Source organism: Hydrogenobaculum sp. 3684 (assembly GCF_000213785.1).
Classification (GTDB): domain Bacteria; phylum Aquificota; class Aquificia; order Aquificales; family Aquificaceae; genus Hydrogenobaculum.
On the sequence record NC_015557.1, the window covers coordinates 249,932 to 262,748 of the forward strand.

General features: G+C 35.7%; 19 protein-coding genes. 16 read left to right on the forward strand and 3 right to left on the reverse strand.

Features of this window, described 5'->3' with window-relative positions; all coding sequences use genetic code 11:
• Position 1 precedes the first annotated feature (1 nt).
• The 12 genes from infA (at position 2) to HYD3684_RS01520 (ending at position 6,513) form a co-directional block, all read left to right on the forward strand.
• Positions 2-244, forward strand: a complete 243-nt coding sequence (gene infA, locus HYD3684_RS01465) for a translation initiation factor IF-1 (RefSeq protein ID WP_012513334.1) — start codon at positions 2-4, stop codon at positions 242-244.
• A 9-nt stretch (positions 245-253) separates the two neighbouring features.
• On the forward strand, positions 254-367 hold the full coding sequence (rpmJ, locus tag HYD3684_RS01470; RefSeq protein ID WP_012513335.1) for a 50S ribosomal protein L36: 114 nt from the start codon (positions 254-256) through the stop codon (positions 365-367).
• A 14-nt stretch (positions 368-381) separates the two neighbouring features.
• On the forward strand, positions 382-762 hold the full coding sequence (gene rpsM, locus HYD3684_RS01475) for a 30S ribosomal protein S13 (protein WP_015418919.1): 381 nt from the start codon (positions 382-384) through the stop codon (positions 760-762).
• 12 nt (positions 763-774) lie between these two features.
• On the forward strand, positions 775-1,167 hold the full coding sequence (gene rpsK / locus HYD3684_RS01480) for a 30S ribosomal protein S11 (protein WP_015418920.1): 393 nt from the start codon (positions 775-777) through the stop codon (positions 1,165-1,167).
• 3 nt (positions 1,168-1,170) lie between these two features.
• Entirely contained in the window at positions 1,171-1,794 is a 624-nt protein-coding gene (gene rpsD / locus HYD3684_RS01485; RefSeq protein ID WP_012513338.1) for a 30S ribosomal protein S4, read from the forward strand.
• 10 nt (positions 1,795-1,804) lie between these two features.
• Entirely contained in the window at positions 1,805-2,764 is a 960-nt protein-coding gene (locus HYD3684_RS01490; RefSeq protein ID WP_015418921.1) for a DNA-directed RNA polymerase subunit alpha, read from the forward strand.
• A gap of 4 nt (positions 2,765-2,768) precedes the next feature.
• The gene (gene rplQ, locus HYD3684_RS01495) at positions 2,769-3,125 is read left to right on the forward strand and encodes a 50S ribosomal protein L17 (RefSeq protein WP_015418922.1); all 357 of its coding nucleotides are present in this window, start codon (positions 2,769-2,771) and stop codon (positions 3,123-3,125) included.
• Positions 3,122-3,358: a YggT family protein gene (locus HYD3684_RS01500; RefSeq protein WP_015471332.1), complete on the forward strand. Its 237-nt coding sequence runs from the start codon at positions 3,122-3,124 to the stop codon at positions 3,356-3,358. Before rplQ ends, HYD3684_RS01500 begins: the two co-directional genes overlap by 4 nt.
• Before the next feature lie 26 nt (positions 3,359-3,384).
• The gene (ffh, locus tag HYD3684_RS01505; protein ID WP_015418924.1) at positions 3,385-4,692 is read left to right on the forward strand and encodes a signal recognition particle protein; all 1,308 of its coding nucleotides are present in this window, start codon (positions 3,385-3,387) and stop codon (positions 4,690-4,692) included.
• Positions 4,693-4,793: 101 nt separating this feature from the next.
• Positions 4,794-5,045: a 30S ribosomal protein S16 gene (gene rpsP / locus HYD3684_RS01510; protein WP_015418925.1), complete on the forward strand. Its 252-nt coding sequence runs from the start codon at positions 4,794-4,796 to the stop codon at positions 5,043-5,045.
• A gap of 13 nt (positions 5,046-5,058) precedes the next feature.
• Positions 5,059-5,298, forward strand: a complete 240-nt coding sequence (locus tag HYD3684_RS01515; protein WP_015418926.1) for a KH domain-containing protein — start codon at positions 5,059-5,061, stop codon at positions 5,296-5,298.
• Positions 5,299-5,418: 120 nt separating this feature from the next.
• Positions 5,419-6,513 (forward strand): DEAD/DEAH box helicase, encoded by a 1,095-nt coding sequence (locus HYD3684_RS01520; RefSeq protein WP_015418927.1) that lies wholly within the window; start codon positions 5,419-5,421, stop codon positions 6,511-6,513.
• 133 nt (positions 6,514-6,646) lie between these two features.
• Here HYD3684_RS01520 and HYD3684_RS01525 read toward each other — a convergent pair whose 3' ends face one another.
• From HYD3684_RS01525 to HYD3684_RS01535, 3 genes are read right to left on the reverse strand one after another with little or no spacing between them, the layout of a single operon-like run.
• The gene (locus tag HYD3684_RS01525) at positions 6,647-7,426 is read right to left on the reverse strand and encodes a hydroxymethylpyrimidine/phosphomethylpyrimidine kinase (protein WP_015418928.1); all 780 of its coding nucleotides are present in this window, start codon (positions 7,424-7,426) and stop codon (positions 6,647-6,649) included.
• Positions 7,423-8,139 carry an LPS export ABC transporter ATP-binding protein gene (gene lptB, locus HYD3684_RS01530; RefSeq protein ID WP_015418929.1) on the reverse strand — a complete coding sequence of 239 codons (717 nt, stop codon included), beginning with the start codon at positions 8,137-8,139 and terminating at the stop codon, positions 7,423-7,425. The genes HYD3684_RS01525 and lptB overlap by 4 nt, the downstream gene beginning before the upstream one ends.
• Positions 8,140-8,145: 6 nt before the next feature.
• Positions 8,146-8,709, reverse strand: coding sequence for a nitrous oxide reductase accessory protein NosL (locus HYD3684_RS01535; RefSeq protein WP_015418930.1), 564 nt, complete (start codon positions 8,707-8,709; stop codon positions 8,146-8,148).
• 67 nt (positions 8,710-8,776) lie between these two features.
• Here HYD3684_RS01535 and HYD3684_RS01540 point away from each other — a divergent pair, with 67 nt between their 5' ends.
• The 4 genes from HYD3684_RS01540 to coaD are packed head-to-tail and all read left to right on the forward strand — an operon-like array spanning position 8,777 to position 12,801.
• Positions 8,777-9,484: a SapC family protein gene (locus HYD3684_RS01540; protein WP_015418931.1), complete on the forward strand. Its 708-nt coding sequence runs from the start codon at positions 8,777-8,779 to the stop codon at positions 9,482-9,484.
• 1 nt (position 9,485) lies between these two features.
• Entirely contained in the window at positions 9,486-11,684 is a 2,199-nt protein-coding gene (locus HYD3684_RS01545; RefSeq protein ID WP_015471333.1) for a methyltransferase domain-containing protein, read from the forward strand.
• A complete protein-coding gene (locus HYD3684_RS01550; protein ID WP_015418933.1) occupies positions 11,681-12,331 on the forward strand; it encodes a succinate dehydrogenase/fumarate reductase iron-sulfur subunit in 651 nt (216 codons plus the stop codon). The genes HYD3684_RS01545 and HYD3684_RS01550 overlap by 4 nt, the downstream gene beginning before the upstream one ends.
• On the forward strand, positions 12,328-12,801 hold the full coding sequence (coaD, locus tag HYD3684_RS01555; protein ID WP_015418934.1) for a pantetheine-phosphate adenylyltransferase: 474 nt from the start codon (positions 12,328-12,330) through the stop codon (positions 12,799-12,801). The genes HYD3684_RS01550 and coaD overlap by 4 nt, the downstream gene beginning before the upstream one ends.
• Positions 12,802-12,817 lie beyond the last annotated feature (16 nt).

Below are 12,817 nucleotides of genomic sequence, written 5' to 3' on the forward strand. Positions count from 1 at the left end.
TATGGCAAAGAAGAACAAGAACCAAGAACCAGAAAAAGAAAAGGGCATCGTGTTTGAAGGTGTTATAGAAGAGGCTCTTCCAAATGCTATGTTTAGAGTTAAATTGGACAATGGGCATACTATAATAGCCCACGTGTCTGGTAAGATGAGGATTCATTTTATAAAGCTCTTACCAGGTGATAGGGTTAAGGTGGAAATGACACCTTACGATCTTACGAAAGGTAGAATTATTTATAGAGTTTAGGAGGCTTTTATGAAGGTAAGACCATCTGTAAAACCGATATGTCCAAAGTGTAAGATTATAAGAAGGAAAAAACGTGTTATGGTGATTTGTGAAAATCCTAAGCATAAGCAAAGGCAAGGTTAAGCTGGAGGTTTTATATGGCTAGAATAGCAGGTGTTGATTTACCAGATCATAAGAAATTGGAAGTGGCGTTGACATACATTTATGGCATAGGTTGGTCTAAGGCTAGAGAGGTTTGTGAGCAAACTGGTATACCGTCTACAAAGAGACTTGGTGAACTTACGCCGGAAGAGTTAAATCAATTAAGAAGGTATATAGAGCAAAATATAAAAGTTGAAGGTGATTTAAGAAGAGAAGTGCAGTTAAATATAAAAAGGTTGGTAGATATAGGTACCTATAGAGGCCTTAGACATGTTAGAGGGCTACCGGTAAGAGGTCAGCAAACCAAGACAAACGCTAGAACCAGAAAAGGAAAGAGAAAAGGTACCGTTGCCAACAAGAAGAAGGTAACAAAGTAAGGAGGTTTTGTAATGGCTAAGAAAAGGACTAAAGAAACAAAGAAAGAAAAGCGTAATGTAAGCAGTGGGATAGTACATATTTACAGTACATTTAACAACACTATAGTAACTGTAACTGATCCTCTTGGAAATACTTTAGCTTGGGAATCCGGTGGTACCACTGGTTTTAAGGGTACTAGAAAAGGTACTCCTTATGCTGCTCAAGTAGCTGCTCAGAAGGCTATAAAGAAAGCTATGAACGAATATGGTTTACAGGAAGCAGAGGTTTGGGTAAAGGGCCCAGGTGCCGGTAGAGAATCTGCTATAAGATCTATCCAAGCCGCCGGCGTTAAAATAAAGGCTATAAGGGATGTTACCCCCATACCTCACAACGGTTGTAGACCAACTTCTAGAAGGAGAGTGTGATATATGGGAAGAAAAATACAAGCTTGGTCTAAAGTAGATAGAAGGTTTGGCGTTGTTGTTTCAGGGAAGTTAAGCGGCAACAAGATTTTAACCAGAAGAAATTTCCCACCAGGTCAACACGGTAGAACCAAAGGTCGTAGGGCTAAATCTACAGAGTTTGGGCTTAGGTTAAATGAAAAACAAAAACTTAAAATGTTGTACGGTGGTTTAAGAGAGTCTCAATTTAGAAAGTACTTTGATAAAGCTTCAAAGGCAAAAGGTAATACAGCTTCTGTAATGATAGAGCTTTTAGAAAGACGCTTAGATAACGTAGTTTATAGATTGGGTATAGCTTGTACCAGAAGGCAAGCTCGTCAGTTTGTAGTACATGGCCATATAATGGTAAACGGAAAGAAAGTTGACATACCATCCTATCAGGTAAACGTTGGAGATATAATAGAGGTGTACTCTAAAGATATACCTCAGATAAGGCAAAACCTTGAAAACCTTGATCCAAGAAGCGTACCTCACTGGCTTGAAATAGATAAAGATAATTTTAGAGGTAAAGTTGTGGATAAACCTAAGGATGTTGTTTTGGAAGTGCCTATAAACATGCAGTACATCATTGAGTATTATTCAAGGGTGTAAGGGGAAAGATATGAAAGAGTTTATTTTTCCGATGAAAATATATTGGGAAGAAAAAGATAAAAATTACGGTAGGTTTGTTGTGGAACCCTTAGAAAGGGGCTATGGCACCACAATAGGCAATGCTCTTAGAAGGGTTTTACTCTCTTCTATATACGGTAGTGCTATCACCGCTGTAAAGATAGAAGGTGTTCAACACGAGTTTTCTACTATTGAAGGTGTCCAAGAAGATGTTTTACAGATTATAGCAAATCTTAAAAATGTTAGATTTGACTTGAAAGATTCTGATTTAGAGATTTTATATTTAGAAAAAAATGCGCCAGGTGTTGTTTTAGCTTCCGATATCAAAACTCCTCCAAATGTCACCATTATAAACAAAGATGCTTACATTGCTACGATAAACTCTGCTAATACAACTCTTAAAATGGAAATACGTATAGAAAGAGGCAAAGGTTATGTCATGTCTGATGAAATGGAGCAAATAGGAGAAGCTGGATGGATAGTGCTTGATGCTGATTTTTCTCCTATAAAAGTTGTAGCTTTTAGAGTAGAGGCTACTAGAGTAGGCGATAGAACAGATTACGATAAGCTTACTTTTGAGCTTACCACTAACGGTGTTGTATCTCCAGAGACTGCTGTTCAACAAGCTGTAGAACTTATAGTGAAACATATGAACATGCTTACAAATATATCCTATGAAGTACCTACTTTGCCAGAGCCTATGCCCCCTGATGAGCTAATGGAAAAACTTACATTTTCTATAGAAGAGCTTGATATTTCTCAAAGAGCTTTAAATTCACTAAAAAGAATAGGGGTAACTACCATAGGAGAACTTGTACAGCTTACAGAGGATGAGCTTAAAAGCTCTAAAAACATAGGTAGAAAAGCTTTGACCGAGATAAAAGAAGCTCTTAAAAATATGGGTTTTTCTTTAGGTATGAACATAGGAGAACAAAGAGGTTCAGAGGTGTAATGGTATGAGACATAGAGTTAAGAAAAAACATTTTAGTAGAACTGCTGAACAAAGAACCGCTTTGATGAGGTCTTTGGCAAGGTCTCTAATATTGTTTGAGAAGATAGAAAGCTCTGAAGCCAAGTTAAAGGCTTTAAGACCGTTTGTGGAAAGGCTTATAACACTAGCTAAGAAAGGCGATTTGGCTTCTAGGAGAAGGGCTTTGTCGCTTCTTCCAGATAAAGAGGCAATTAGAAAGCTTTTTACAGAACTAGCTCCTAGGTTTGAAGGAAGGAACGGTGGTTACACAAGGATCGTTAAGCTACCAAACCGGAAGCCAGGAGATAGTACAGAGCTTGCAATAATAGAGTTTGTTGAATGATAGCAAGACTTCTAGACGCTCTTATTGAGGTTTATATAATTTTTGTAATTATATATTCTCTTGGCTCTTGGTTTCCGCAATTTACAAACAACAGTTTTTTTGATTTTTTAGCAAGGATAATAGAGCCACCTCTTGAGGTTATAAGAAAGGTTATACCACCTATGGCTGGGCTTGATTTGTCCCCAGCGGCGCTTATATTTATATTGGTGGTATTGCAGCATATTTTGAGATAGCGTCATATTATGGTATAATATAGGCTATGCTGGAACTTTTAACGGAAAAGATTAGCGGGAGTTTAGAGAAGCTAAAAGGTGCTAAAAAGTTAAACGAAAAGTTAGTTAACGATACACTTAGAGACATTAGAGCTGCTTTGTTGGAAGCTGATGTAGATTACGATGTAGCAAAAGATTTTATTAAAAGACTAAGAGAACGTATTTTTTCTGAAGAGATAAAAACCCACCTATCCCCCACGGATATGATTATAATGAGCGTTTACGATGAGCTTGTTAAAACGCTTGGGGGAAATGCTTCTCCTTTAGAAGAAGGGGTGGTAATGTTTGTTGGTCTTCAAGGTACTGGTAAAACTACAACAATAGGTAAGCTGGCAAACCTCATGAAGAAAAACGGTAGAAGCGTTATGACAGTATCTACAGACGTAAGAAGACCAGCAGCCATGCTTCAATTAAAGCGTGTATCTGAGTTAGCGGGTGTAGAATATTTAGAATTTAGTCCAGACAAAAACCCTGTTGATATAGCCAAAGAGGCGTTTGAGGCTTTTAAAAGCAAAAAATACGATTATTTGTTTTTAGACACCGCCGGTAGGCTTCATATAGATAACGAATTGATGGAAGAGTTAAGAGCTATCAAAGAAGCTGTAAAGCCGTCTGAGGTTATATACGTAGCCGATAGCATGCAAGGGCAAGAAGCTCTCTCTGTAGCAAAAACTTTTAACGAAGTTGTAGGGCTTACTGGAGCTATTCTTACCAAAATGGATGGTGATACCAGAGGTGGCGTAGCGCTTTCTATAAAAGATGCCATAGGTATCCCCATAAAGTATATAGGTGTGGGTGAAAAGTTAGAGGATATAGATCAGTTTTATCCAGATAGAATTGCTCAAAGGATATTAGGTCTTGGTGATTTGCAAAGTCTTATAGAGAAAGCCGAGCAGGTTATTAGTGAGGATGAGGCTCAAGCTATAACCTATAAAATGATGAGAGGTGAGTTTGATTTAAATGACTTGAAGAAAAATATAAGTTTTATGATGAATATGGGTCCTCTTGATAAAGTGCTTTCAATGTTACCAGGGGTTGGTTCCCAACTGAAAAATATAAAGATTGATCAAAAGATATTTAAACGTATTATAGCTATGATAGATTCTATGACTCCTGAAGAAAGGGCAAATCCAAACATTATAAACTTAAGTCGTAAACAAAGGATAGCCAAAGGTAGCGGTACTACCGTTTCCGATGTTAACAAGCTTTTAAAACAATATCAGGATATGAAAAAGATGATTAGAAAGCTGAAAAATCAAAAATCACCGTTTGGTGGTTTGGGGCTTCCGTTTTAACTATGAAGAATATTTCAAATATAAATATCGCCAGAGTGGTAGGCGATTACAAATATCCACTCTATTTGGTTGTTAAAAGCCAAATAAAAGGGTACTGAGCTTTGGTAAAGATAAGATTGGCTAGATTTGGTAGAACACATCATCCTATATATAGGATAGTGGCTATGGATTCAAAGTCCCCAAGAGAGGGGCATTATTTGGATATTTTAGGCACCTACGATCCAAAATCTGGCAACGTAATAAACTTAAACAAAGAAGCCATAGATCAATGGATTAAAAAGGGTGCTCAGCTTTCCGATAGGGTGAAAGCTATCTTGAAACAAACCAACGCTAACGTTAATGCAAATTCTTAACAGGAGGTAACGTATGAGTCAAGCTAAAGACCTTGTGGAAATCTTCGCAAAAAGCCTAGTAGAGGACGTATCAAAGGTGAACGTAGTTGAGGTCGAGGGAGAGCAAACCGTTGTTATAGAGCTAAGGGTTGGCCCTCAAGATATAGGTAAGGTCATAGGTAAACAAGGGCGCATAGCTAAGGCCCTGAGAACGCTTGTATCGGCTATGGGTAGAAAAAGCGGCAAAAAATATATGTTAGAGATTATAGAGTAATAATTCATAAGACTATCCGCCCATTAAATGTGGGCGGTGTTTGTTGATAATAAAAATATATGTTGCCTATTTTATAAAATATAATATATTTATATCAAAAGATTTATAAGGAGAGACAAAATGTCATTATTCTCAAAACTTAGTTTAGAACTACAAAAAGCTTTGGAGGATGCTGGATACAAAGAACCAACACCCATTCAAAGGGATACCATTCCTTTAGCGTTGGAAGGTTACGATATCTTGGGACAAGCTGCCACCGGGACCGGGAAGACAGGAGCTTTTGCTATACCAATAGTGGAAAAGCTTCAAAAGGGAAAACCAGGTGTTAAAGCTCTTGTGCTGACACCCACTAGAGAGCTAGCTATACAGGTAAAAGAGCAAATATACATGCTTACCAAATATAAAAGGCTTTCTTCTTACGTATTTTATGGTGGGACTTCTGTAAAACAGAATTTGGATATTTTGCAAAATAAAAACGTGGATATCTTAATAGGAACTCCTGGACGTATAAAAGACCTTATTGATAGGAAGGCTTTAAATTTGTCAAACGTAGAATATCTTGTTTTGGATGAATTTGATCAAATGCTTGATATGGGCTTTATAGAAGACATAGAATATATAATAAGCTTCTTACCAAAAGAAAGGACCACTTATATGTTTTCTGCCACTGTGCCAAACCGTATTGAGCTTTTAGCAAAAAGATTTTTAAAGAGTGATTTCAAATTTGAGAAAGTGCCATCGGTAGAGTTAAAACCAAACATAGAAGAGAAGATGATAAAGTTATCTTCACCTGGAGAAAAAATACACGAGCTTATGCATATAATAGACACCCATCCTATGGAAAAAATGCTTGTTTTTGTAAAAACTAAAAAAGATGCGAAAGATTTATTTTTCTTGCTTACGAAAAAAGGCATAAGAGTTCAAGCTCTTCATGGAGATCTTACGCAAAGACAAAGAGAAAAAGCTCTAAGTGCATTTAAATCTGGTGCTGTTAGCATATTGATAGCTACCGATGTTGCTGCCAGAGGCCTTGATATAAAAGACGTAGGAGTTGTAATAAACTACAACATACCAGAAGATCCAGAGCTTTACATACATAGGATAGGAAGAACTGGTAGAATAGGCAAAAGCGGTAAAGCGTTTTCTTTAATATGTCCAGAAGATTCCAAAGCGCTTTTACGCATAAAAAAGCTTAGGTCAAAAATATCGGTTTAATTTTATTTTATTTTTATGTTTATATTATAGAATATATTTATGACTATTTTACTTTATGTGTTTGCTTTTGCGATTTTTGTAAGCGCTGTGTTGTTTGTGGCGTTCGTTTTGATAAAAGCTGAAAAATAAAAAATTATGGGGTGCTTATGTTGAGTACACCCCAGCTATCTTTGTCGTTGTTTAGCATATACCCTTGTTTTATTGCTCTATCTACGTAATCTTTGGCTTTTATTATGGAAGCCTTTACGTCGTTTCCAATAGCTAAATAAGACGCTATAGAAGAAGCGTAGACACATCCTGTGCCATGTGTAGTTCTTGTTTGTATAAAATCCTTTTTTATTTCAAAGCTTTCTTCCATACTTTTGTAAAAATCAACGCCTGGTTCATCTTCTCTATGTCCACCTTTTATAACTACGTGCCTTACTCCCATATCAAGAAAGATGTTTGCCGCTTGTTCTATATCCTTTTTAGTTTTTATATCAATGCCTGTTATAAAAGAGGCTTCTTTTATGTTTGGTGTTATGATGGTGGCTTTTGATACTATTAAATCTTTATAAAGTTCTAAGCTTTTAAAAAGAGGTGTATCGTTTTTGGAAAAAAGAGGTGTATCCAATACCACGTGTTCTGGTTTTAATGTGTCTATAGCTTTTGATATGAGCCTTATGGCGTTGTCATCTCCTACTACGCCTATTTTTACAACTTTAGGCTTTACATCTAGTATATCTATATGTTTTTTAATAATATCTGGTTCTAAAAATATTACTTCTTTTACCCCTTTTGTATTTTGAATCACAAAAGAGGTGGTTATGCAAACCGGGTGAGCTCCTATACAAGTTATTGTCCTGGCATCCGCTATAACTCCTGCCCCAGAGGTTTGGTCATATCCTGCAAACACAAGCACTATACTTTTCATAGCTCTATTTCATATCCTATGTATACTTCTCTTACTTTGTTGTTTTTTAACAAATCTTTTGGAGTCCCTTCTGCCAACACGCTCCCGTGGTTTATTATATAACCTCTATCTATCAATCTTAAAAGCTCAAAAACGTTGTGATCGGTGATGAGTATACCGATGTTTTTTTCTTTTAAATCTAAAAGCATTCTTTTTATATCTGAAATAGCCACTGGGTCTACTCCAGCAAACGGTTCGTCAAGCATTATGTAAGATGGTTCTATCAAAAGGCATCTTGCCACCTCTAATTTTCTTTTCATACCACCGGATAATTCACCTGCTTTTTTATCTTTGTGCTCTAAAAGCCCAAAATGTTGAAGGAGTTCTTCAGATATATTTTGTGCATCTTTTTTGTTTTTGTATATAAAATCTGCAAACATAAGCATGTTGTCCCAGGTTGTTATCTCTTCAAACAAAGAATGCTCTTGAGGCAAAAAAGAAAGACCAAACTTTGCCCTTTTGTAAGGTGGGTAATGGGTTACTTCTTGATCGTCTATTTTTATAGTTCCCTTATCAACTTTTATAAAACCAGAAATAGCATTAAATATTGTGGTTTTACCAGCACCGTTTGGACCCATAAGCCCTATTATTTCGCCTGGGTTTATTTGTAACGATACATCAGATATTATAGGGTTGTTTTTGATGCTTTTAGAAATATTTGATACTTCTATCATAAAAATCTATGTAAGCAATTTATCAAAGGTCTTTATTTCGTGGACGTTGTTTAACGCTGCAAAATCTTTGGCAGATTCTAAGGATGAAAATGCATATATGTCGTCGTTTATGCTGACGTAAAAAGCTTTTTTACCATCTATCCACTGCTTTGTTTGGAAGTCTTTTGTATAAATAGATTTGATGTTTTTATCTTTTATATTTAGCTTTCTGTAAGATATATAAAAATCCATATCTTTAATAAATTTTAACATATCTTTAAAAGAGTCAAAATACATATATTTACCATCTAAGTAAATTTCTGTTATGGTGTTTAGGTGTGAATATACGAAAGCCCCACAAACGGGACATCTGTCTGATGTTCTTACCTCAGAAGGTTCTTTGTATGCGTTTTTTATATTGTAATATGTATAGATACCAAAAAAAGACATCAATATCACGGGGCCTAAAACAACCCAAACAACTTCAAACCATCTTACGTTTAACCTTGTAAGTGTTAGCCTATAAAAGCCATAAAGTATAAGTCCTATTTGTGCAAGCATTAAAAGCCATAATGGATTTACCTTTCTCATATCATATTAAATATAAAAATTTTTTGAATTTTTCAAGCTTTTATAATATATATGATATAATTGTTTTATGTTAGGTATATACAACTATCCAAAAGTTATCAATACAATGGAGGATAAACCTTTAGGAATTTGCATGCCAAAAAACTACTCTTTTAGTAGAGATTTTACGATAGTACCGGTGGGCATGTCTGAGTTGGTTTATTTAGCGGCTCTTTATCCTGTTGTATTCGCTCATCATGAAGGTGTTTTTGCAGCGTTTGCTGTTTTAGGAGGCGATTCAAACCACTATCTCACAAAAGATGGCAAATGGAAGATAGACCATAAGCCAAGAGTGCTTGACTTTTATCCTTTTGGTGCTATAAGGGATAGGGCTACCAACAACATAGTGGTCTTTTACGATAAGATGCCAGAAGAGTCTACCGAATGTGAGGACATAGAATTTATAAATGTGCTTGGTGAAGCCACAGAACATCTTCAAAGAATATCTCAAATGGCTGTTGGTTTTTATCAGGATTTTGAAGTAGCGGCAAATCTTATAAAAGAGATGCATGATCTTAAAATCTTAAGACAAACAGATTTAGAGTTAAAAATAGACAACGATGAAAAGTTTATTATAGAAGGTGCAGTGATGCCAGACCCTGGTGTGCTTCTTGGTATCTCTCCGGAGAAACTTTACGATCTTACAAGAAGAGGTGTTACACCTGTAATATACAACGTTGCATCTTCTCTTATGAATGTGGAATTTATAAGATATTTAAAGAAGATGGGCGGTTGATATGGAAATAATCAGAGTAAAAAAAACATTTAAACAGCCCTACGCTGGTGGTGCAGATTTTCATACATTCATGGAAAAAAGCAGATATGTGATAGCTCGTGACCTAATGGCGCAGCTTCCAAGAGATAACTATGAACAAACGAAGGTGCCAGAGCTTCCTAAAGAATACTACGGTGAAGATTTAAACGGAAAAAGTCTACTCATTTTAAACTTATTTGCTCTTGGTGACTCTTTAATGTTTACACCAATCTTAAAGCATCTTAAAATGAAGTATCCTAAAAGCTACATAATAATGGAAACAAGGCAGGGGTATAATTTGTTGGAAGGCAACCCTTATGTGGATGAGTTTATATATACCCCAGTTCCTTACACAAGGTTTAAAGAAGTAGATTATTATACAGACTGCTACGAATACGTTGGATCTTATTTCTACAACTATATGAACCTTGTAGATTTTTGGGCAGCCAAGCTAAGACAGTTTGATATAAAAGACAAAGACCCGGTTGTAGTACCAAAACAAGAAGCAATAGATTATATGAAACCCATCATTCAAAAGATAAGAGATGAGAATCCTGGTAAAAAGATAATAATGGCACACATGGTAGCTTCATCTATACATAGAAGTTTACCTCCTTATCTTGTATCAAAAATAATAGACAAAATGAAGGATGAGTATGTTTTTATTACCGCTCATCCAAAATGGGAAGCCCCAGCTGTAGATATATCAAAAGAGCTTTACATGATGGATGTGGAGAATTTATCCCCTTACATGGAAAAACCCCAGTATCTTGTAGCGGCAATTCAAGAAGTAGATGGAGTTATATCTGCCGATACAGTTGTACCACACATAGCAGCAGCCCTTAAAAAACCATGTGTAGTAATATCTGGTGGTGTAGCCCCAGAAGCCCAGCATTTTCCTAAAATGAGCTATACCACATCTCAGCCAGTGTATGCCAAATATCTTGGCAATACATGTTCTGCCCCTTGTATTATGCACGCTATAGCAGGACCTTGTCAGGAAGCCCAAATAAAACAAAAATTTTATAGCCCTTGTTTTGATAACATAGATGTAGATGAAGTTGTTTCCAAGTTTAAAACTATAGTCCATTATATAGAAAATCCGGATAAAGATGTACCTACCGAGTGTCCAATATGTAAAGAAACAAATATATATTTTGAAGAGATAGAAAAATCTTGGGGTTATAGGCTGTGGGAATGTAGCGTTTGTGGTTCTATATTCTCTTTGCCAAGAAAAGCGGAAAAAACTTTAGATGATATAATAAACAAGGAACAGTTAAAAGCTTTTTACGATACAAAGGATATAGAAGATCTTGATAATCTTGACAATAAAGAAAAACTTGGCATTACCAATATCTTTACCATATACACCTATCCTACTATAAGAGCTTTGCTGGATGTAGAGCCCACACTGAAAGGCAAAAAAATGCTTGATATAGGTTTTAACAGCGGTAAGCTTTTAGCTGTAGCCCACGAACTTTTAAACTTAGATGTATATGGAGTAGAGCGCTCAGAAAACCAAGCAGAAAAGGTTAAAAAAGCTCTTAAAGATATAAACATAGATATTGCTAAAGCCCTAGATCATAAATATATTAAAAACCTAAAACAAAAATGGGGAAGCTTTGGTATTGTGATTTTAGAAAATATAATAGGAAACTTGGAATACCCGTACGAGTTTTTTGAAGCTGTTAAAGATTTGATAGAAGAAGATGGAGTAGCTATATTTACATTTCCTAACAAAGATAGACCTTATATAAAAGTTAGAAAAGGTTTAGATTGGTCTGTGGAAGACAATGATTATAAGTATACTCTTAATAGAGTAAGCGCAAGAGGTTTAGAGATAGCACTTAAGAAAGTTGGATTTGGCTATACATATGCTAACGCCACCCTGCTTTTCCCGGGTGATATAGTACAAATTATGGGTCCACCTCCAGTGTTGACTTTAAATACCGGCAACAACCAGCAAATGAACATAAACCCAGCTGGCATGGAGACATATATTTATAACTATATGAAACCCATATTTAACGCTTTTTCCCTACATGGTCAATTTGGTATAGTGCTAGCTTCTAAAAAGCCTATAAACAACTATTGGTTTAAAAGGCTTGATGTATTGTGGGAACTTATTCAAACAAACGTTATGAGAAGAGAATATATAGTAAATACATATTTAGAGCGATGAAGATAAGGCTTAAGATAAAAAGACAAGATAGGTTTGAAACTTACGAAGTGCCCTACAAAGAGGGTATGACGCTTTTAGACGCTTTAAAGTATATAAAAGAGTATATAGATCCTTCTTTGGCTTTTAGACAGTTTTGCGGTGCTGGTATATGTGGTACTTGCGCTATAAACGTTAATGGTTTTCCTAAGCTTATCTGTAAAGAACAGGCATTATCCTATGCTTTAGATGAGAATCCAACGCTTTTGGAACCTTTAAACAACGCTGAAGTTGTAAAAGATTTGGTAATAGATACCTCAAATATGTCTTATAGAATAAAAGCTTATAAAGCTTGGATAACCCCCATTGAAACCAATTTAAAGATAGATCAAGAGCTTAGTAAGAAAATAGAGGAATCATCTGATTGCATACTTTGTTATGCTTGTCAGAGCTTTTGTCCAGAAGTAGCTGATAAAGATTATGCAGGACCGCTGTTTTTTGCCAAACTCTATAGACTCTTTATAGACCCAAGAGACCGTGAGCACGGTATTAGGCTTTTAGAAGCAAAAGATAGCCTTATACTTCACTGTCTTTCTTGCAACAAGTGTAACAACGCATGTCCTAAAGAGGTAAAACCTGCTACTTTGATAAGGGAGCTGCTTAATAGTTGAGTCAAGTTATATACCCAGGGACCTTCGATCCGCCTCATTTAGGGCACCTTGATATAGTAAAAAGAGCCTCTTTTATATTCGATAAGGTATTTATAGCAATAGCGAAAAATCCTCACAAGAACCCAATGTTTGAAGCCGATTTTAGGAAAAATCTTTTTGATAAAATACTAAAAGCAGAAAATTTAAAAAATGTCTATGTAGAGATTTTTGATACTACACTGGTTGAATATGCCAAATCAAAAGATATAAAGCTTGTGATAAGAGGTGTGAGGCTTTTTACGGATTTTGAGTACGAGCTTCAAATATCAATGAGTAATTATATACTGGGTGGTATTGAAACACTTTTTATGATGCCAAGCCAAGAGCACATACATATAAGCTCCACCATCGTTAGGGATCTAATAAGATACAAAGCCTCTTTAAAAGGTTTTGTGCATCCTATTATAGAAAAAGATGTCCTTTTATCTTAAAATATAAAATTTTTAT